This window comes from Variovorax sp. 350MFTsu5.1, assembly GCF_048302515.1.
GTDB classification, from domain to species: Bacteria; Pseudomonadota; Gammaproteobacteria; order Burkholderiales; family Burkholderiaceae_C; genus Variovorax; species Variovorax guangxiensis.
On record NZ_CP157620.1, the window covers coordinates 4740346 to 4760586 of the forward strand.

A 20241-nucleotide genomic window follows, 5' to 3' on the forward strand; every position below is an offset into this window, starting at 1 on the left:
TGAGAGATCAACGCTTGTCGAGCCTGCGTGCCGTGGCGTTGCCGGCGAATTGCAGGATCTGTACCAGCACCACGAGCAGCGCCACGGTGAGCACCATCACGTCGGTCTGGAAACGGTAGTAGCCGTAGCGGATGGCCAGGTCGCCGATGCCACCGCCGCCCACCACGCCGGCCACCGCCGAGTAGGAAAGGAAGCTCACGGCGAGCACGGTCAGCGCCAGCACCAGGCCCGAACGGGCCTCCACCAGCAGCACGCGCCAGACGATCTGCAGCTCGGTCGCGCCCATGGCGTGGGCGGCTTCGATCACGCCGCGCGGCACTTCGCGCAGGCACTGGTCGACCAGCCGCGCCAGGTAGGGAATGGCCGCGAACGACAGCGGCACCGCGGCCGCCAGCGGCCCGATGGAGGTGCCCGCGATCACCCGCGTGAACGGCACCAGCGCCACCAGCAGGATGATGAAAGGGAACGAGCGCACCGTGTTCACCAGCCAGTTGAGCACCAGGAACGCCGGCTTGTTCTCCAGCGACTGGCCCGGCCCCAGCAGGAACAGCAGGATGCCCAGCGGCCCGCCGATCAGCACGGCCGCCGAGAGGCCGATGGCCAGCATCATGAAGGTCTGGCCGGTAGCGACCCACAGCTCGGGGAGGATGGGGGCGATGTTCTCAAACATAGGCCAGCTCCTGCGCTCCGAATTGGGCCGACGGCTGCGCCGGGCGCGATTCGCGCGCCTCGCGCTCGCGGCGGCGCACCAGCTCGTCGATCTCGCGGCCCAGCGCGGTCTTGCGCTCGGCCTCGCCGGCCGCATCGACCGCGAACTGCTCCACCAGCCGGCCCTTCTCGAGGATGGCCACGTTGCGGCACAGCACCTCCACCACCGAAAGCTCGTGCGTGACGATCACGATGGTCACGCCGATCTTCTGGTTGATGTCGCGCAGCGTCTCCAGCAGCGAGCGCGTGGTTTCGGAATCGAGCGCCGAGGTGGGCTCGTCGCACAGCAGCACCTGCGGGCGCGGCGCCAGCGCGCGGGCGATGGCCACGCGCTGCTTCTGCCCGCCGGAGAGCTGGGCCGGGTAGGTGTCGATCTTCTCCGCCAGGCCGACCAGGGCCAGGCACTCGCGCACGCGGGCGTCGATCTCGGCCTTGGAATGGCGGCCGTGGATCTTCAGCGGGAAGGCCACGTTGTCGAACACCGTGGCGTTCTGCAGCAGGTTGAACTGCTGGAAGATCATGCCGATGTTCTGGCGCGTGTCGCGCAACTCGCTGCGCGAGAGCGTGGTGAGGTCTCGCCCGCCGACGAAGACGCGGCCCGCGTCGGGCCGCTCCAGCAGGTTGATGAGGCGCAGCAGCGTCGACTTGCCGGCGCCGCTCTTGCCGATCAGGCCGAACACGTCGCCCTGCTGGATGTCGAGCGACAGCGAATGCACGGCGTCGAACGCTTCGCCGCTGGGCAAGGCGAAGGATTTCTGCACCGATTGGAGACGGATGACTGGCGCCGCGTGATCGCCGCGGCCCTGGTCAGGCGTAGGGTGGGTCATGGAGAAGAAGCGCGGCCCGCGCGGGTGGCGCAGGTCGCGTAGGTTCGAAAAAAGGTGCCGAGTATGAAAAGAAACGCAGCGAAAGGGAACGAACAAAAAGGATGCTGTTTATACGAATAGGCACATAAGAAAAGTCTGTGACGGGCGCGACACGCCATATCGATATGCAGATTGGTTCGTTCCCTTCCGCGGCCGGCAATGCCACATTCGCGCCTTCGTTTTTTTCGATCCGCGCAAGCACATGCATACCAATTTCCGCCGCCGCACCTTCGCCCTCGCCACCCTGGCTGCCGCCCTCTTCGCAGGCTCCGGCGCCTTCGCGCAGGACAAGAACAACATCAAGGTCGGCGTCTCCGTCGGCAACGGCGAGCAGATCTTCGAAGTGGTCAAGAAGGTCGCCGCCAAGGACGGCCTGAACATCCAGGTGGTCGTGTTCAACGACTACCAGCTGCCCAACGCCGCCCTGGCCTCGGGCGACCTCGACGCCAACGCCTTCCAGCACCAGCCCTTCCTGGACAACCAGAACAAGGCGCGCGGCTTCGACATCGTGCCGGTGGGCCTGACCATCACCGCGCCGCTGGGCTTCTACTCGCGCAAGATCAAGTCCATCGACCAGCTGCCCGACGGCGCCACGGTCGGCATCCAGAACGACCCGTCCAACGGCAACCGCGCCCTGCTGCTGCTGCAGTCGGCCGGTCTCATCACGCTGAAGCCGGAGGCGGTGAAGAACAACACGGCCACGCCGCTGGACGTGGTCACCAACCCGAAAAAGCTGAAGCTGGTGGCGCTCGACGCTGCCCAGCTGCCGCGCTCGCTGGACGACCTGACCATCGCCTCCATCAACAACGACTACGCCGAGAAGGCCGGCCTGTCTCTGAACAAGGATGCGGTGATCAAGGAATCGCCCAAGAGCCCCTACGCCAACCTGATCGCCGTTCGCCGCGCCGACAAGGACAAGCCCTGGGCGAAGCGCCTCGTGGCGGCCTACCAGTCGCCCGAGGTGAAGAGCTTCATCGAGACGCAGTTCAAGGGCTCGCTGGTTCCGGCGTTCTGACGACTCTTGCGCCCTCCCCCGCTGGGGGAGGGCCGGGGGTGGGGCAAGCGGCGCTCGCATGGGACGCCCTGCCCGCCCCATCCCAGCCTTCCCCCAGAGGGGGAAGGAGCAATACGGGGGCCTCCTCGGTGGAAGACCGGAGCATGAGAAAATGCCCGGTTTCCCCGAACACAGTCAGGACACCCCATGGACGCAGAACAGATCAACCAAATCGGCGCGATGCTCGCGGACCTGAGCGCCCGCACGGTCGATTTACGGAGGTATCTTTGACTACGATGCCAAGGCCGAACGTCTGAGGACGGTCAACGCATCGCTCGAAGATCCCAACGTCTGGAACGACCCGAAGAAGGCCCAGGAGCTGGGCAAGGAAAAGAAGTCGCTCGACGACGTGGTCGTCACGCTCGACCGGCTCACCAGCGGCCTGTCGGACAACACCGAGCTGTACGAGATGTCGAAGGAAGACGGTGACATCGCCGGCCTGCAGGCCATCTCCGATGACGCCGCCACGCTCGAAGCCGACATCAAGCAGCTCGAGTTCCGCCGGATGTTCAACAACCCGGCCGACCCGCTGAACGCCTTCATCGACATCCAGGCCGGCGCCGGCGGCACCGAGGCCTGCGACTGGGCCAGCATGCTGCTGCGCCAGTACACCAAGTACGCCGAGCGCAAGGGCTTCAAGGCCCAGCTGGAAGACGAAACCCCCGGCGACACCGCCGGCATCAAGAGCGCCACGATCAAAGTGGAAGGCGATTACGCCTTCGGCCTGCTGCGCACCGAGACCGGCGTGCACCGCCTGGTGCGTAAGTCGCCCTTCGACTCCTCGGGCGGACGTCACACCAGCTTCGCCAGCATCTTCGTGTACCCGGAGATCGACGACTCCATCGAGATCGAGATCAACCCGGCCGACGTGCGCACCGACACCTTCCGCGCCAGCGGCGCCGGCGGCCAGCACATCAACAAGACCGACTCGGCCGTGCGCCTGACGCACATCCCGACCGGCATCGTGGTCCAGTGCCAGGACGGCCGCAGCCAGCACAGCAACCGCGACGTGGCCTGGAAGCGCCTGCGTTCGCGCCTGTACGACCACGAGATGCGCAAGCGCCAGGAAGAACAGCAGAAGCTCGAAGACAGCAAGACCGACGTGGGCTGGGGCCACCAGATCCGCAGCTACGTGCTGGACAACAGCCGCATCAAGGACCTGCGCACCAACGTCGAAGTCTCGGCCACGCAGAAGGTGCTCGACGGCGACCTCGACGTGTTCATCGAGGCCTCCCTCAAGCAAGGCGTGTGATACCGATGAGCCTGCAAAGCCTGAAGGGCGGCAAGGTCGAAGCCTTCATCTTCGACATGGACGGCACCATGATCGACTCCATGCCCTGGCATGCGCGGTCGTGGGTCGAGTTTGCGCAGAACCACGGTGTGAAGCTCGACGTGAGCGAGATCCTCGCGCGCACCACCGGCCGCACCGGCACGGAGAGCATGCGCGAATTGTTCGAGCGCGAGCTTTCCGACGACGAGTGCCAGGCCATGGTGCACGAGAAGGAAGAGATCTACCGAGCCCTTTTCCACGACAACTTCACCGAAGTCGCAGGCTTCACGGCCTTTGCCAAGGCAGCGGTTGCACACGGCCTGAAGGTGGCGGTCGGCACGGCCGGCGACAGGCACAACATCGAGTTCGCCATGTCGCGCCTGAAGATGGACCCGCTGCCGCTGGCCATCGTGGGCGGCGACGAGGGCTTCTCGGGCAAGCCCACGCCCGCCATCTTCCTGGAGGCCGCGCGCCGCATCGGCGTTGCGCCCGAGCGCTGCATCGTCTTCGAAGACGCGCCCTTCGGCATCGAAGCCGCCCGCCGCGGCGGCATGCGCGCCGTGGCCGTGTGCAGCACCCATTCCGCCGCCGAGCTTGCCGGCCCCCATGTGATCGCCGCGGTTCGCGACTACGACGAACTCGCCCATTCAAATTTTCTGGAGACCCTCGATGCTGCAGCGTGACGCCCAAGGGCAACCCATCGCCATCCGCCGCGAAGACTACGCGGCCCCGGCCTATTGGATCGACACCGTCGACCTCACCTTCGACCTCGACCCCGCCAAGACCCGCGTGCTCAACCGCATGCAGATGCGCCGCAACCCCGAGGTGCCGGTGCAGCCGCTGCGCCTGGACGGCGACGAGCTGAACCTGGCGCGCGTGCTGGTCAACGGCCAGGGCGCCTCGTTCCGCATGGAGGGTGAGCAGCTCGTCATCGACGGCCTGCCCGACAGCTTCGAGCTCGAGATCTTCACCACCTGCTGCCCCATCAAGAACACCAAGCTGATGGGCCTGTTCGTGAGCGAGGACACCTTCTTCACGCAGTGCGAGGCCGAGGGCTTCCGCCGCATCACCTATTTCCTCGACCGTCCGGACGTGATGGCGAGCTACACCGTCACCCTGCGTGCCTCGAAGGCGGCCTACCCGGTGCTGCTGTCGAACGGCAACCTCGTCGAACAGGGCGAGCTGCCCGAGGGCCGCCATTTCGCCAAGTGGGTCGACCCGTTCAAGAAGCCCAGCTACCTGTTCGCGCTGGTGGCGGGCAAGCTGGTGGCGCGCGAGCAGCGCATCAAGGCGCGCAGCGGCAAGGAGCACCTGCTGCAGGTGTACGTGCGCGCCGGCGACCTCGACAAGACCGAGCACGCGATGAACTCGCTCATCAACTCGGTGCTGTGGGACGAGGCCCGCTTCGGCCTGCCGCTGGACCTGGACCGCTTCATGATCGTTGCCACCAGCGACTTCAACATGGGCGCCATGGAGAACAAGGGCCTGAACATCTTCAACACGAAGTACGTTCTGGCCAACCAGGCCACCGCCACCGACGCCGACTACAGCAACATCGAGAGCGTGGTCGGCCACGAGTACTTCCACAACTGGAGCGGCGACCGCGTGACCTGCCGCGACTGGTTCCAGCTGTCGCTGAAGGAAGGCCTCACCGTCTTCCGCGACCAGGAATTCAGCCAGGACCTGTGCGCCGACGCATCGGCGCGCGCCGTCAAGCGCATCGAAGACGTTCGCGTGCTGCGCACCGCCCAGTTCCCCGAGGACGCGGGCCCCATGGCCCACCCGGTGCGCCCCGACAGCTACATCGAGATCAGCAACTTCTACACCGTCACCATCTACGAGAAGGGTGCCGAGGTGGTGCGCATGATGCAGACGCTGGTCGGTCGCAAGGGCTTCGAGAAGGGCATCACGCTCTACTTCGAGCGCCACGACGGCCAGGCCGTGACTTGCGACGACTTCGCGCAGGCCATCGCCGACGCCAACCCCGAATCGGAACTCGCCCGCCTGCTGCCCCAGTTCAAGCGCTGGTACAGCCAGGCCGGCACGCCGCGTCTTGCCGCCCACGGCGTGTACGACGCGCAGAACCGCAGCTACACCCTGAGCGTGGTGCAGAGCTGCCCGCCCACGCCGGGCCAGCCGACCAAGGAACCCTTCGTCATTCCGCTGAACGTGGGCCTGCTCGACGCGAGCAGCGGCCGCGAGCTGCCGCTGCAGCTGGAAGGCGAGAGCGAAGCAACGCACGGCACGCGCACCGTGGTGCTGTCGCGCGCCGGTGAGCAGATCACCTTCACGGGCCTCGACGCGGAGCCGGTGCCGTCCATCCTGCGCGGCTTCAGCGCGCCGGTGATCCTCGACTTCGAGTACACCGACGCCCAGCTGCTCACCCTTCTGGCCAACGACCCCGACCCGTTCAACCGCTGGGAAGCCGGCCAGCGCCTGGGCCTTCGCGCCGCGCTGAACGGCATTGCCGCGCTGGCCACCGACACCACGCCGGTGCTGAACGACGCCTACATCGACGCCATGCGCAGCGTGCTGCGCAACCCGCAGCTCGACGCCGCCTTCAAGGAACTGGTGCTCACGCTGCCCTCGGAAACCTACATCGCCGAGCAGCTCGACGTGGTCGACCCGCAGCGCGTGCATCTGGTGCGCGAAGCCATGCGCGCCCAGCTGGCCACCGCCCTTTTTGCCGACTGGCAGTGGGCCTATGAAGAGCACCACGACACCGGCGCCTACAGCCCCGACCCGACCTCGTCGGGCCGCCGCGCGTTGGCCGGCATGGCGCTGAACTTCCTGTGCCTGGCGGCGCGCGCCTCTGGCGACGTGGTGTGGCCTGGCAAGACGCTGCAGCGCTTCAAGGACGCGGGCAACATGACCGACCGCTTCAACGCGCTCAACGCGCTGGTGTCGTCGGGCCACACGCTGGCGGCACAGGCGCTCGCGCGCTTCCACGCCATCTTCAAGGACGAGGCGCTGGTCATCGACAAGTGGTTCTCGCTGCAGGCCGGCGCACCCGACCGCGGCGGCGACATCCTGCCGCTGGTGAAGCAGCTGATGAAGCACCCCGACTTCTCGCTGAAGAACCCGAACCGCGCGCGCAGCGTGATCTTCAGCTACTGCAGCGCCAACCCCGGCGCCTTCCACCGCCCCGACGCAGCCGGCTACGTGTTCTGGAGCGAACGCGTGATCGAGCTCGACGCCATCAACCCGCAGGTTGCCGCCCGCCTCGCGCGCGCGCTCGACCGCTGGAGCAAGCTGGCCGAGCCCTACCGCAGCGCCGCGCGCGAGGCGATCGCCCGCGTGGCGGCCAAGCCGGACCTGAGCAAGGACACCCACGAAGTGGTGACCCGCGCTCTTGCTGGCAACTGAAGCAGAAACCCGAACCCGGAAAACACATGGCTCAAAAGATTTCCCTCACCCGCTACCTCGTCGAACAACAGCGCGCCGACGGCCTCATTCCCGGCCAGCTGCGCCTGCTGCTCGAAGTGGTCGCGCGCGCCTGCAAGAGCATCAGCCAGGCCGTCAACAAGGGCGCGCTGGGCGGCGTGCTCGGCACGGCCGAGAGCGAGAACGTGCAGGGCGAGATCCAGAAGAAGCTGGACATCATCGCCAACGAAGTGCTCATCGAGGCCAACGAATGGGGCGGCCACCTCGCGGCCATGGCCAGCGAGGAAATGGACAGCATCTACGTGGTGCCCAACCGCTACCCCCAGGGTGAATACCTGCTCATGTTCGACCCGCTCGACGGCAGCAGCAACATCGACGTGAACGTCAGCATCGGCACCATCTTCAGCGTGCTGAAGAAGCCCGACGACCACCCCGGCGTGCAGGAAGCCGACTTCCTGCAGGCAGGCACACAGCAGGTGGCCGCCGGCTACTGCATCTACGGCCCGCAGACCACCCTGGTGCTGACCGTGGGCAACGGCGTGGCCATGTTCACCCTCGACCGCGAACAGGGCAGCTTCGTGCTGACGCAGGAAGACATCCAGATTCCGCCCGACACCAAGGAATTCGCGATCAACATGAGCAACATGCGCCACTGGGACGAGCCCGTGAAGCGCTACATCGACGAATGCCTGGCCGGCAAGGAAGGCCCGCGCGGCAAGGACTTCAACATGCGCTGGATCGCCAGCATGGTGGCCGACGTGCACCGCATCCTGATGCGCGGCGGCGTCTTCATGTACCCCTGGGACAAGCGCGAGCCCGAAAAGGCCGGCAAGCTGCGCCTGATGTACGAGGCCAACCCCATGAGCTGGCTGGTCGAGCAGGCCGGCGGCGCCGCCACCAACGGCAAGCAGCGAATCCTGGACCTGCAGCCCACCAAACTGCACGAGCGCGTGAGCGTGATGTTGGGTTCTAGAAACGAAGTTGAGCGTTTGACGCAGTACCACGCCGAGAAGGCCTGATTTCTTGGCTATAATCTGAGGCTTCGCCGGTGTAGCTCAGTCGGTAGAGCAGCTCATTCGTAATGAGAAGGTCGGGTGTTCGATTCATCTCTCCGGCACCAAATCAAAAGCCCCGCTATTTTTTCGATAGCGGGGCTTTTTGTTTGTTATTAACACTGAGGGGCGCAGCCGTTTGCAATCACTCCGGCCCTGCTGATTCAATCGCCCGAAGCTTTTCGGTCAACGTCAAATTCTTTACGCGAGCGTGTTCGCCGTAATGCACCTCCCGATGACATGCGGGACAAAGGGCGGCGACAAACCGCGGATGGTCAGGGCCACCGTCAGACACCCGCGTGGTGTGGTGCGGCTCCAAGTAAGGAGCCCCTCCGCTTCGATGAAATGGTGCAGGCTGATCGCAAAGCTCGCATTTACCGGCTGCACGCAGAAGCACGTAATCCCGCACCGCGCGGCTGCGTTCGTAAACGGTGCGCCATCCGCAATCAATGACGGCCGTGTAGGCGTCATGCGCTCATGGAGTTGAATGTCAGTCGCAGAACGCTGCGAGCCCCATGCCCTGTGCCTTCGCCTGGGTCAAGATCGCGTGTATCGACTTGAAGGCCGCGATCTGCGCGTGTTGGGCGCCAGCTTCAGGGGCGTTGGCGGTGAATACCTCGAGCATGGTCACGACCTGCTCGGCGCGCAGCAGCGAATCGTCGAAGTAGTCGAGGTTTACGCCTTTCCGGACACATCTGTCGAAGAGAGCCGCGATTGAGCAATGCGCATCCAGATCGACAGAGCCCGCAAGCTCAAGGCCACGCGGGTCTTTCGGCAAGTGCCTGCAGGTCGATTCGACGAAGTAGAGGTCGAGCATCCGGCACTCTATCGAGGCATCCGCTTCGCCAGTTCGGCGCAGGTCAGGCCCAGGCCGTCGGCGTGCGTTGCCAACGGCATGCCAAGCTCATTTTCCAGGCTCTCGAGCCATTGGAAGAAGCCGACGGTGTGCGCTTCGTCGGCCTCGGTCATCTCGAAGATTCCGTTGCTTGCATGCGATCGCTGGACGAGCTCGATGAGCGAGATGAACGAAGCCAGATCCGTCGCGATGTCGGTGGTGTCCAGCGCGCGTATAGCGCGGATCAGGCCCAGCTCTTCCTGCAGCGGCATCACGGTCGGCTGCGCCGTCCAATACGCCAACAGTTTGCCGAGGGCCGTCGTGGTCATGGCACCACCGTGTACTTGAGATCCCTGTGCTTGACCTTGACTACCGAGTTCGTGAAGACGATCTCGTGACTGAGAAAGCCGTCCTCGAGCACCAGCATTTCATCGATGAGCCAATCGCCGTGGGAGCGGTCGCCAGCGGGCCAATCGCTCTTTGTTTTCTCGACCGCATAAGACTGCACGTCGCGATAGTGCAGCGTGATGCGATTCCCATGCGCTCCGGCCAGTTGCATCTCGATGTCATTCGCCCGGAAGTCGCCGTCCTCGAACTCTCGTACGAGCAACTGCTCCAGCCTGGCATCGTGCGGGCATCGCTCGTCCCGATGCTCATAGTGCCACGCTGCCCTCATGAATTCGAGAGCGTCCGTCGGCACCAGGCTGCTTACCTGCCGTACATAGGCCGGATAAGCGGAGCTGTCCATGGAGTAGCCGTCGCTGGTTTCACTGAACTTGATAATTTTCATGGTGCTTGATCAACATCCTGAAAGCCCGCTCTTGCGCACGCGCTCTGAATACTCTCTGGCCGCTACGCGGCTGTTGGGTGTTCCCAGAGCAGGCAGTTTTCCTATCTTTCTCAATTCGTCGACGGCGATGCCGTTCAGCACGTTGGATACCTTCGGCGTGACCTTCACTTCGGTGCCGACAGTACCGTGCTTGTTGAAGAAGCCGTCCGGTCCGTAGATACCAGCTTCGGTTCCGTTGGGTTTGTACACGTGTATCTCGAAAGACGAACCAGTACTCGTGTTGAATCGGTCGATTCTTGCCCTGTAGCCATCGGGCAAGGACAAAGGTGCCTTGGGCGCCCAGCCCCACGGGTCGATCCACGACACAGGATTGGGCGCATAGCTGTGCAGATTGTTCCCGCCGGCAAGGCCGATAGGGTCCGGGCTGATGAAGCGGCCAATATCGGGGTCATAGAACCGGAAGATGTTGTAGTGCAGGCCGATGTCGCGGTCCAGATACTGGCCCTGGAATCGCATGTTCTGCTCGACTTTTGGCAGTGCCTTGTCCGCAGGAGAGGCGGCGCGGCCATCGAGCAAAGTGGACCCCCACTGCTCGGCCACAGCGCCGCCCCACGTGCGATAGCTCGCTCGCCAGCATATCCGGCCGGACTGATCCGTCAGCTCCTCAGGCAGGCCGGCCTGATCCGTGTGAAGGTGGAAGATGTTCGCAGGTGCAGCGGCACCAGCCTCGCCAGTGGCGGCATCGAGCCGCGCCAGCGGCATGTAACTGTCAGGCTCGTAAACGTGGCTTGTTACTTGCGAGCCGCGCCGCTCCTCGATCAGCCGCATTCCCTCCCAGACAAACCGCGTACTGCCGAACGCATCGTGCTTGGCCACGCGCCGCCCGATCGCGTCGTAGTCGAAGCGCGTGACCTGCGTGGTGGCTTCGGGCGTGCCCGGGCGCCGCGTGGTGTGCACGGCCACGAGGCGGCTTTCGTCGTCCCACTCGAAGCGCTGGTCGGTGTGCCTGCCCGACAGCTTGCGCACCAGCCGGCCGTGGCCGTCGTAGCTGTAGCGCTTGTCCTCGAAAACGCGCACGAGGTTGTCGCGCACGTAGCCGGGCGCGGTTGATGCGTCGAGCAGGTTGCCTGCGGGGTCGTAGGCAAAGCGCTCGCTGTTGGCCGCGCCGCGCACGCTTTCTTCGATGCGGCCGGTTGCGTCGTATCGGTGCCCCGTCGTGCCCTGGAGCGAATGGCGGCTCTGCCGCAGCTCGCCCACGGGGTCGTAGCTGTATTCCTTCATCAGCCCGTCGAGAAGGCGGGCCCCGGGGGTGCCCGCGGCGTCGATGGCCTGGCGCCAACCCGGGTCTTGCGTGGTGAATGCCGCGTCCAGTCCGCCGGGACGGCACCAGGACGCGGCCCGCCGGCCCAGCGGATCCAGTGCAAAGCGCGTGTGCAGTGCGCCCTGGCTTCGCGCCACTTCGCGGTGCAGGTCGTCGCGCTCGATGTCGCTGATCAGCTGGTGCACCACGGATGCGTCGCCATGCTGCTGCGACAAGTTGACCTGATGCAGGTGCCCGGAGCCGTAGTACAGATAGTTCAGCGCGCGCTGCACGCCCGGTTGCGACGCGATGGCGGGCAGAACGGTCTGCGTGCGCTTGCCGAGTTCGTCGTGCGCGTGGCGCAGGGTGTGGGTCTCGCCGGTGAGCTCGTCGATGGCCGTTTCTTCAACGAGCAGCCCGAGCTTGTCGTAGACGAATGTGGTGCGATGCAGCGCGCGCGGCTCGCCAGCCGTACCGGGTTGCGGCGCTTCCAGCTTCGTTGCTTCGGTCAGGCGGTCCAGTTGGTCGTAGCTGTAGCGGTAGCAGTGGCGCCCGGTGCGCTTCTCGACGAGGCGGCCCACGGCGTCGCGCAGCAGTTCGGTACGCAGGGGTCCGGCCGGGCGATGCGGTTCGGCGCCTTCATGCAGTGCGAGGTCGTCGTCGCCGATGCCCGGTACATGGGTGATGCGCACCGGCCAGCCGTTGGCGTCGTATTCCACCTGCACGCGCGTGCCGCCCACGCGGCGCTCTTCGACCACGCGGTCGGCGGCGTCCCGCACGAATTCGAAGTGCAGGCCGTTCTCGTTGACGATCGCCTGCAGGCGCTGGGCGCCGTCGTAGTGCCAGGCGATGCGGCGCCCCTCGGCGTCCTGCCTCGCCAGCGGCTGGCCGCGCAGGCCGAGCGCGAAATGCGTGCTGCGGCTCAGCGCATCGGTGGCGGCGACGATGCGGCCGGCCGCATCGCGGCGCAACGACTGGTGGCTCTGGTCGGGCTGCGACACCGACAGCAGCCGCCCCATGGCGTCGTGCGTCAATCGCGTGCGCTGGCCCATGGCATCGGTCACGGTCTGCAGGTGGCCCCAGCCGTCGTATGCGTAGCGCGTGGACTTGCCGGAGCAGTCGGTCAGCGAAAGCAGCTGCGCGCAATCGTTCCACGTCATGCGGTTGGTGCCGCCCTTGCCGTCGGTCACCACGATCGGCAGGCCCCGCCTGTCGTAGGCGTACTCGGTGGTGTGGCCCAGCGGGTCGGTCTCGCGCACCATGTTGCCCTGGTCGCTGTAGGCGTAGGTCCAGGTGCTGCCGTCCGCGAGGGTCTGCCGCCAGGGCTCGCCGAACTCGGTCCAGCCGGTGCTCTGCGTGCGGCCCAGCGCATCGGTGCGGCTGGCCATGAAGCCCATGGGGTCGTAGGTGCAGCGCGTGGTGGCACCGCCGGGCTCGGTGATGGCGACGAGTTGGCGCAACTCGTTGTACTGCGCGTGCCATTGGCGGCCCGCCGCATCGACGTAGTCGGTGACCTGTTGGTCGGCATTCCAGTGCCAGGCGTACTCGCGTCCGAGCTGGTCGACGACCAGTGTTTGGCCCAGCGCCAGCGCGTCGTCCGCGGCAGGCGGCACGCGCCGGACGGTGTAGCTCTCGCCGTCGTTGGTCCAGTGGCGGACCACGTGGGCTTTGCCGCCCTGGCCGCGCCACTCGTAGCGGCATTCCAGCCCTGCGGCGTCGGCATGGAAGTCCATGAGGCCCTGGGCGTCGTAGCCGAAGCGGCGCACCACCGCGCCGTTGCGGTCGGTCACCTCGAGCAGCCTGCCTTCGGCGTCGTGCCTGTAGGTCACCAGCAGTCCCGGCAGCTCGCCGGGTGCGCCGGCGGCCAGGCGCACCGCGCCCACCCGGCGGCTCTCGCCCGCGTACTCGAACGCCAGCAGCCGGCCGGTGCTGTCGGTCAGCTCGACCAGCCGGCCCAGCGCGTCGTGGCGCAGGTCGATGAAGTTGCCGTTGCGGTCTTCCAGCCGCGCGAGCTTCAGCGTCCGGGCGCGCGACTCGCCTTCGATCGGCGGCTCGAACAGGAAGAACAACCCGCCCGGCACGTGGATGAAGTAATGGCCGCCTTCGGTGCGGCACAGGTCGAGCCCGTCGCGCAGGCTGTACTGCCGCGTGCCGGGCTCGATGTCGGGCAGCACCATCGGCCGGCCCTGCTCGTCGATGAGCGTGACCACGGGCTGGCCTTCGTCGTCGCTGCCCAGCCGCAGTTCCATCGAATAGGGCAGGCTCCAGCCCTGCCCCAGCGGGCCGTCGGGGCGCAGGTCGTGGCTGCTGTAGAAGCGCTGCCATGCGATGGGCAACGGCCCCGGCAGGCTGAAGTCGAGCTCGCTCTCGCCGCCCAGGAACTTGCCGCCCGTGGCCGCATGCACCGGATTGCCGAAGGAACTGACCATGCCGTGGATGCCCATGCCAAGCCCCACCGCTCCTTCGATCAGGCAAGGCAGCGCGTTCTTGCCCTGCCGCGCGAGCTTGGGCAGGCAGCGCAGGCCGCGGTAGATCATGACCAGGTTGAAGATGGTCACCAGCACCTTGGAGATGAGCGGCACCTCGTCGGCCACCTCGCGCACGCGCGCTGTCGGCCCGCCGATGAAGACCGTGGGCGCCCCGTCGCTCACCTTGGCGCCGCACTCGGTGTGGTCGTCCTTGCGCGAGGCCACGCCCATGTTGATGAACACGGTCTCCGCGCCCTCGGCAAGAAGAATCTGCGGCGAGTCGTTCTTGCAACTCACCGTGTCCATGGGAGCGTCGGGCGAGGCCCGCGCCGCGCCCAGGGCCTTGCCGCCGATGAACACGTCCGACGATCCGCTGGTGATCATCCCGGTCACGGTGAGCGTCTCGGGCACCAGCGCATCGGCGATCGACTCGCCCAGGCTCGCGCCGACGTAGCCGCCGGCCATGCGCGCACCCACGACCACCGCGCCCGCCACCAGCGGCCCAGCGAGGCCGCCGGTGCCGACCACCGCAGCCGCCGCCACGCCCACTGCGAAGCCCACGGCGATGCCGCCGATCAGTCCGCCCGCGAACTTGGCCCAGAAGCGCGCGTGCGCGTTGGTGTGGGCAATGGGGTCGTGCAGGCGTGCAGCTGGTTGGCCGTCCATGGCGCCTCAGGCCCTCGGCTGGAAACTCTCGAGCACGCGCCGCCACAGCGCGATCGCCTCGGCATCGAAGGGCACGGGGCTGCTGGCTGTGAGGATCAGCACGCTCCTGCCGCCCGGGTCCTGCGGCAGCAGGAACACGGCCTGGCGTTGATGCAGCGCCTGGCCGTTCTGCTTGAACTGCGTAGCGAGTTCGATGGCATGCAGGCTCGCGATGGCCGGGCCTACGGCAATGTCGGTGCGCGACACCTCCTTGAGTTGGCTCACCTGACGCGTCAGGTCGTTCATCTGCCGCGTGACGAACTGCGCCAGGGTTTCCTGCGTTCGCAGCGCGTCGCGGCTCACGATGAGCGTGGTGCCCGACCCGTCGGGCATCGCGAGGACGTTCATCGAGCGGTCGATGCGGCCGTCTTCGGGGATGTCGAACTGGCCTTCGTTGAGGTGGTAGCGCATGCGTTGATCCGGTTCCCCTCAGGGCGAAGGACTCGGTGAGTTGGATGGCGGCGAGGACGCGGCTCCAGCGCCTTGCCCGACTGCAGTTCGCAGCTTCTCTCGAAGCTGCACGATTCGCGAGTGGAGAACATCTCGTTCAAGGCTTGCCGCAACCGCTTCACGGCCTTGCGCGGCTTCATCGGCGGCGAGCACCAACGTCATTCCGCTCGAATCGATGGCGTCGGGAGACAGGTATCGATCGCCGATGTTCTGCAGGCCGAGCGCAAGATGGCGGCGCGCGGCAGTCCAATCCTGCCGTGCGATCGCCTCGTCGCAGACGCGGAGAATCGTTTCGGCGGTATGTGCGAGGGCTTCTTCGTCGGTCATGGGAGCTACGGCCATACGCGATTGAGGACGCCACCACTGCCCTGGTAGTAGGCCAGCTTCAGCTTCTCGGCCGTCTCGCGCGCGGCGATGCGCGTGGCCGTGGGAAAGCTCGTCTGGCCCGTTCCCTGTTTCATCAACTCCGCGATCCTCGCGTTCTGCGCGGCATTGAGCAGCTTCGAATCGACGGATGCCGGCGTCTGGGCGGTGCGCATGTACATGAACTGGTCAGCACCGCTCTGGGCGAGGATGACGTTGTGCTGCTTGTTGATGAGATAGCCCGCATCGCCACCACTCAGGGAGACACCGGTGTAAGGGCCTTTCGGATGAGAGTGAAAGACGCCCAGCACCTCCTGGTCGCGGGAAACCGACAGGTTCGGCACGGCATGGTCCGACGCCCCCGCGACGGGATTGACGAGCGCAATGTTCCCTTGCCCATTCGCTACAAGCGTGTTGGCCTGCTCCTGGGCCACTCCGTTCGGGAAGCTCTTGTTCCACTGCCTCGTGAAGTCATTGTTGAACTCCGTGAAGTTCACCTGCGCGGGCGTCAGGTTCGGCGAGGGGGGCACCGCGAGGTTGGCTGCGGTGACAGGCGGCTCTTCCGCCGGGGTCGGAGCGAAGGCGGGTTGAGCTTGCGCTTTTGCCGCGGACGCTTGAGGAGCCGGTGCGGTCCCGCTGGCCGCGGGGACGGCGACCCCTTCTTCCTCCGGAGGAGCCAGTCCCTCGGGCGCATCGCAATTCAGGAAGATCTTCCCGCCCCGCTGATCCAGGTTGTCCGTGAAGTTCACCAGCCCCTTCACTCCGTTGATCTTCACGGTCCCATCCGCCAGCAGCACGATCGACGACTTGCCGCAGATCAGCGAGATGCTTGTCTTCGCGGTGACGAACACGTCCTGCTCCGCCGCTTGGATCACCACCGACTTCTGCCCGGTGAGGTTCGCGTTGGCCGCGGTGGAGGTGACGGAGGCGTCGGTCTTCGACACCAGGTTGATCGCACCGGCACCGGCGTGCGAGACGATGTCGCCGTCGGACACCACGTTGATCTGCCCGCCCTCGCTCACCTGCGTGAGCATGCCCTTGGCGGCGAGCTGCGTGAGCTGGGCGCCGGTGGTCATGGTCAGCGCCGAGACGGAGCGCATCGACACGCTCTGCCCCGAGCTCACCACGATGGGCCGGGGGCTGATCATCGTCTGGCCCTCGGGGCTCACGATGGAGACCACCGGCTTGTCGATCTTGCGCGAGAGGTCGAGCATCTGCTGCGCGTCTGCCATGGCCGGATCGGGGTCGTCCGAGACGCCGGCCTCGGGCGATCCGCCGGCCGCCAGCGCGGCGACGGCCTGCGACACGCCGCCGAGCGACTGCACGCCCTGCACCAGCCCCGAGAGCGTCTGGTTCTTGCCCTGGGCCATGGCGCTCACGAGCGATTTCGTTGCGGCCACGGCCTGCCCCGCCGCCTGCATGAGCGCGTTGCTCTGCGCGAGCGTGGCGCCCATCTGCTCGTGGCCATCGGGGTTGTCGCGCGAGGTCTTCTGCGCGAAGTCCTGCGTGTAGGTGGTCAGCAGGAGGCCCTTGTCGGCGCGGATGGAGCCCCACTCGTTGGTGCGCAGCTCGAAGCCGTAGCTGCGCTGCACACCCGAGCCCTGGTTCATCAGATAGCCCATGTGCAGATGGGTATTGCCGTGGTCGGTCGACAGCTCGATGTGCTCGGTGCCGCGGCTGTCCTCGAAGCGCAGCATGTGCTTGCCGCCGCCGCCCTTGCTCCAGTGGGTCTGGAAGCCGGTCTGGGTCTTGTGGCGCGGCAGCTCCCACGGTGGCATCTGCGCGGCGTTGTAGACGCAGCCGGTGACGATCGGATGGTCGGGGTCGCCGTTGAGGAAATCGACGATCACCTCCTGGCCGATGCGCGGGATGTGCATCGCGCCGTAGTTGCTGCCGGCCCAGGTCTGCGAGACGCGGATCCAGCACGAGGAGTTCTCGTCGCGCTTGCCGTAGCGGTCCCAGTGGAACTGCACCTTGATGCGGCCGTACTGGTCGGTGTGGATCTCCTCCCCCGCCGGGCCGACCACCACCGCGGTCTGCGGCCCGGTGGTGCGCGGCCTCGGCGTGACGCGCGCGGGGCGGTACGGCGCACTGTCGGGCAGCACCTCGAAGCTCTGGCGGTAGCTGGTGCTGCTGGTCGACTCGCTGTAGGCGGCGTCCGCCGCGCCGACCACGCGCAGCGCGTTCTCCTGGAAGTCGTACGTCACGGCCTCGATCAGGTAGCGCCGGTTCTCCTGCGCGTTCGGGTGGCGCGCCAGCTCGAAGAGATAGCCGGGCGCCATGTGGCGCAGGTTGCCCTCGGCACTCACCAGCTCGCGGCGCCCCGCGAGCTGCTCCAGCCGCAGGCGCGCGTAGTTCTCGCCGTCGGCCAGCTCGGTGTAGCCGCCGGGCCAGTCGTAGATCTCGAAGCTGTCGCGGCTGTGGCCGGCCGGCTGCTGGCGCACGGTGTCTATCTCGGCGTTCGGCTTCCTGAAGTCGTAGTCGTCGGCCGCGAAGTTGCCCGATGCGATGTCCTCCGAATGGCTCCAGCTGTCGATGAAGTCCTGCTCGAGGATCTGCGCGGCGAGCACGCCCGCGTGATAGGGCACCCTCACCGGACCGGCGGACAGGTCGGTGTGCGAATCGGCACCGTCGCACAGCACCAGCTGATGGCTGCCCTGCGCATGCGAGAAGAAGTAGTAGATGCCCTCCTGCTCCATGAGCCGGCTGGCGAAGTTGAAGTCGCTCTCCGAGTACTGCACGCAGTAGTCCCAGGTGCGGTAGCTGCCGGTGAGCCGCGCGTCGATGGCGAAGCCGTAGGGCGCGAGCACCTCCTGCAGGATCTGCGGGGCGGTCTTGAACTGGAATATCCTGAAATCGGAGCGACGGGTGGCGTACCACAGCCAGGGGCGCAGCGTGGCCTCGTACACGCACATGTCGCCGTCGTCCTTGCCGATGTAGGCGAAGCGCGTGACCTGCCCGCTCAGGAAGCGGCTGCCGGCGCCGCCGAGTTCGGTGGCGAGGTTCACCTCGATGCTCATGTCCTCGCCCAGCATGCTCCGGGGCTGGATGTTGGGCATGTCGCTGATGAGCCGCACGCGGTGCTCGAACAGCGCGGAAATGCGCTCCTGCCCCGTCATCGAGCGGAACTTCAGGCGCTCGCCCAGCGCGCTGTGGGCGATGAAACTGCGGGTCATTCCTGGAAAGCTCCCTGGTAAATGAACCCGGCGCGGGCCGCCCAAGCGGCAAACCGCGCCGGGCAAAGGGAGTTCAGGCCTCCTTGTTTTCCTTGATGTTCCAGGCCAGCACCGTCTCGGCGCCCTTGCCGCCCTTGTCGGTCTGCTCCCAGTACTGCTGCTTCACCTTCGCGGCCTGGAACGAGTACTGCACGAACACCGCGTCCGAGCCCTGTTCGGCGGTGTACTGCACCGAGGTCACCAGCACTTCTTCGAGCGTGACGCGCGTGTACTCGATCTGCGAGCCGCCGGCCTTGCACACCGACACTTCCACCTTGCCCAGGTGCTTGCCGCTCGCGCAGTTCTTCATCACCGAAGGCGCCGCCTTGTCGATGCGCGCCAGCACCTGCAGGTCGTTGAAGCTGGCCTTGCCGACACCGCCGCCACCACCGCTGACCATGTTGCCGGGCTGCGTGGCACCCCATGCGAACGACTTGATGTCCGTCCACTCCTTGTGGTTCGAATCCTTCGATTCGCCGTTCGCGCCCTCGACGCGCATGAACATGTCTACTGCCATGAGATCAACTCCCTCGAAATTGCGTGCCCGCCCGGGGGCACATTGGAACCAGCCGCCCTCCCGGCAGGAGGACGGCAACGAATCGGAAGGCTCGGCCGGCGCTGGTGACACAGCGACGGTGGCCTTTTTCCGAAGCACAACGCTTCAGCGCACGAACATTAATCGAGGGGTTCGTGCGCAACCAGTGCCGAACGGCATGCGCAAAAAGAACTACCAAAGCCGGCGTTTGGTTCCCGGGATCACATCCTGTACTGTTGCGGGCGCATCGTCCCCACATACCGTCCCATCCATCCAGGAGCCCGCATGGCGTCGTCCACACCCGCTGCCCACCCGCACTACGACCGCCTGATCGCCGCAGCGCGCGGCCTGCCCTCGCTGCGGGTCGCGGTGGTGCACCCTGCCAACGCGGCCTCTCTGGAAGCAGCGCTGGCGTCGGCGTCGCTGGGCCTGATCGTGCCGACGCTCGTGGGCCCTCGCGCGAAGATCGAGGCAGCCGCGCAAGAGACCGGCATCGACCTGTCCAGGATCGCGATCGTCGACGCGCCTCACAGCCATGCCGCCGCAGATGCGGCCGTGGCCATGGCGCTGCGCGGCGAGGTCGACGCACTGATGAAGGGCAGCCTCCACACCGACGAGCTCATGGGTGCCGTGGTGCGCCGCGAAGGCGGGCTGCGCACCTCGCGGCGCATCAGCCACTGCTTCGTGATGGACATTCCGGGCCATGCGCAGCCGCTGATCATTTCGGACGCGGCCATCAACATCGCGCCCACTCTCGAGGAGAAGGCCGACATCGTGCAGAACGCGATCGATCTTGCGCACGCGCTGCACATGCCGGCCGTGCGCGTCGCGATTCTTTCCGCGACGGAGACGGTCAACGCCAAGGTGCCTTCCACGCTCGACGCCGCGGTGCTTTGCAAGATGGCCGATCGCGGCCAGATCACCGGCGCGGTGCTCGACGGCCCGCTGGCCATGGACAACGCCATCGACGCCGAGGCGGCGCGCATCAAGGGCATCGTCTCGCCGGTGGCGGGGCGCGCCAACGTGCTCATCGTGCCCGACCTCGACGCGGGCAACATGCTCGCGAAGAGCCTGACCTTCCTCGGCGGCGCCTATGCCGCGGGCATCGTGCTGGGGACGAAGGTGCCGGTGATCCTCACGAGCCGGGCCGATTCGGAACCGGCCCGGCTCGCCTCGTGCGCCGTCGCGTCCATGCTCGCGAAAGCGGGGCGCGACAAGCTCATCAAGGCGGTGGGCTGAGCCCGGC

The 20241-nt window shown here is 66.4% G+C and carries 17 protein-coding genes and 1 tRNA gene; 7 read left to right on the forward strand and 11 right to left on the reverse strand.

The window, feature by feature from the left end; all coding sequences use genetic code 11:
• Nucleotides 1-7: 7 nt before the first annotated feature.
• Nucleotides 8-670, reverse strand: a complete 663-nt coding sequence (locus tag ABL843_RS21595; protein WP_093200265.1) for a methionine ABC transporter permease — start codon at nucleotides 668-670, stop codon at nucleotides 8-10.
• Nucleotides 663-1535: a methionine ABC transporter ATP-binding protein gene (locus ABL843_RS21600; protein ID WP_184641664.1), complete on the reverse strand. Its 873-nt coding sequence runs from the start codon at nucleotides 1533-1535 to the stop codon at nucleotides 663-665. The genes ABL843_RS21595 and ABL843_RS21600 overlap by 8 nt, the downstream gene beginning before the upstream one ends.
• Before the next feature lie 241 nt (nucleotides 1536-1776).
• Between ABL843_RS21600 and ABL843_RS21605 the strand changes: the two genes are divergently transcribed.
• The 6 genes from ABL843_RS21605 to ABL843_RS21630 all read left to right on the forward strand — a co-directional run bounded on the left by ABL843_RS21605 (nucleotide 1777) and on the right by ABL843_RS21630 (nucleotide 8402).
• Complete coding sequence (locus ABL843_RS21605) at nucleotides 1777-2589, forward strand: MetQ/NlpA family ABC transporter substrate-binding protein (RefSeq protein WP_418117240.1); 813 nt, start codon at nucleotides 1777-1779, stop codon at nucleotides 2587-2589.
• Between the two features lie 186 nt (nucleotides 2590-2775).
• Nucleotides 2776-3880 (forward strand): peptide chain release factor 2 gene (gene prfB, locus ABL843_RS21610; RefSeq protein WP_126025249.1). Its coding sequence is split into 2 segments (ribosomal slippage): nucleotides 2776-2856 and nucleotides 2858-3880, totalling 1104 coding nucleotides; the frame shifts between segments, so codons are not numbered across the junction.
• 5 nt (nucleotides 3881-3885) lie between these two features.
• On the forward strand, nucleotides 3886-4581 hold the full coding sequence (locus ABL843_RS21615) for an HAD family hydrolase (RefSeq protein ID WP_418117242.1): 696 nt from the start codon (nucleotides 3886-3888) through the stop codon (nucleotides 4579-4581).
• Nucleotides 4568-7264: an aminopeptidase N gene (pepN, locus tag ABL843_RS21620; protein ID WP_418117243.1), complete on the forward strand. Its 2697-nt coding sequence runs from the start codon at nucleotides 4568-4570 to the stop codon at nucleotides 7262-7264. The genes ABL843_RS21615 and pepN overlap by 14 nt, the downstream gene beginning before the upstream one ends.
• A 26-nt stretch (nucleotides 7265-7290) precedes the next feature.
• Complete coding sequence (locus ABL843_RS21625; protein ID WP_019658239.1) at nucleotides 7291-8301, forward strand: class 1 fructose-bisphosphatase; 1011 nt, start codon at nucleotides 7291-7293, stop codon at nucleotides 8299-8301.
• A gap of 25 nt (nucleotides 8302-8326) precedes the next feature.
• Nucleotides 8327-8402, forward strand: a tRNA-Thr gene (locus ABL843_RS21630).
• Between the two features lie 77 nt (nucleotides 8403-8479).
• Here the strand turns inward: ABL843_RS21630 and ABL843_RS21635 are convergent.
• The 9 genes from ABL843_RS21635 to ABL843_RS21675 all read right to left on the reverse strand — a co-directional run bounded on the left by ABL843_RS21635 (nucleotide 8480) and on the right by ABL843_RS21675 (nucleotide 18977).
• A complete protein-coding gene (locus tag ABL843_RS21635; protein ID WP_418117245.1) occupies nucleotides 8480-8743 on the reverse strand; it encodes an HNH endonuclease in 264 nt (87 codons plus the stop codon).
• An 81-nt stretch (nucleotides 8744-8824) separates the two neighbouring features.
• Nucleotides 8825-9151 carry a hypothetical protein gene (locus ABL843_RS21640; RefSeq protein ID WP_184641657.1) on the reverse strand — a complete coding sequence of 109 codons (327 nt, stop codon included), beginning with the start codon at nucleotides 9149-9151 and terminating at the stop codon, nucleotides 8825-8827.
• An 8-nt stretch (nucleotides 9152-9159) separates the two neighbouring features.
• The gene (locus tag ABL843_RS21645) at nucleotides 9160-9498 is read right to left on the reverse strand and encodes a hypothetical protein (protein ID WP_418117246.1); all 339 of its coding nucleotides are present in this window, start codon (nucleotides 9496-9498) and stop codon (nucleotides 9160-9162) included.
• Nucleotides 9495-9959, reverse strand: a complete 465-nt coding sequence (locus ABL843_RS21650) for a hypothetical protein (RefSeq protein ID WP_184641655.1) — start codon at nucleotides 9957-9959, stop codon at nucleotides 9495-9497. Before ABL843_RS21650 ends, ABL843_RS21645 begins: the two co-directional genes overlap by 4 nt.
• Before the next feature lie 9 nt (nucleotides 9960-9968).
• Entirely contained in the window at nucleotides 9969-14393 is a 4425-nt protein-coding gene (locus tag ABL843_RS21655; RefSeq protein ID WP_418117247.1) for an RHS repeat-associated core domain-containing protein, read from the reverse strand.
• Between the two features lie 6 nt (nucleotides 14394-14399).
• The gene (locus ABL843_RS21660; protein WP_418117248.1) at nucleotides 14400-14843 is read right to left on the reverse strand and encodes a DcrB-related protein; all 444 of its coding nucleotides are present in this window, start codon (nucleotides 14841-14843) and stop codon (nucleotides 14400-14402) included.
• Nucleotides 14844-14861: 18 nt separating this feature from the next.
• Nucleotides 14862-15209 carry a hypothetical protein gene (locus ABL843_RS21665; RefSeq protein WP_418117249.1) on the reverse strand — a complete coding sequence of 116 codons (348 nt, stop codon included), beginning with the start codon at nucleotides 15207-15209 and terminating at the stop codon, nucleotides 14862-14864.
• A gap of 5 nt (nucleotides 15210-15214) precedes the next feature.
• Complete coding sequence (locus ABL843_RS21670; RefSeq protein ID WP_418117250.1) at nucleotides 15215-18421, reverse strand: type VI secretion system Vgr family protein; 3207 nt, start codon at nucleotides 18419-18421, stop codon at nucleotides 15215-15217.
• A 73-nt stretch (nucleotides 18422-18494) separates the two neighbouring features.
• Nucleotides 18495-18977: an Hcp family type VI secretion system effector gene (locus ABL843_RS21675; protein WP_418117251.1), complete on the reverse strand. Its 483-nt coding sequence runs from the start codon at nucleotides 18975-18977 to the stop codon at nucleotides 18495-18497.
• 303 nt (nucleotides 18978-19280) lie between these two features.
• Between ABL843_RS21675 and ABL843_RS21680 the strand changes: the two genes are divergently transcribed.
• Nucleotides 19281-20234, forward strand: a complete 954-nt coding sequence (locus ABL843_RS21680; RefSeq protein WP_418117252.1) for a phosphate acetyltransferase — start codon at nucleotides 19281-19283, stop codon at nucleotides 20232-20234.
• Nucleotides 20235-20241 lie beyond the last annotated feature (7 nt).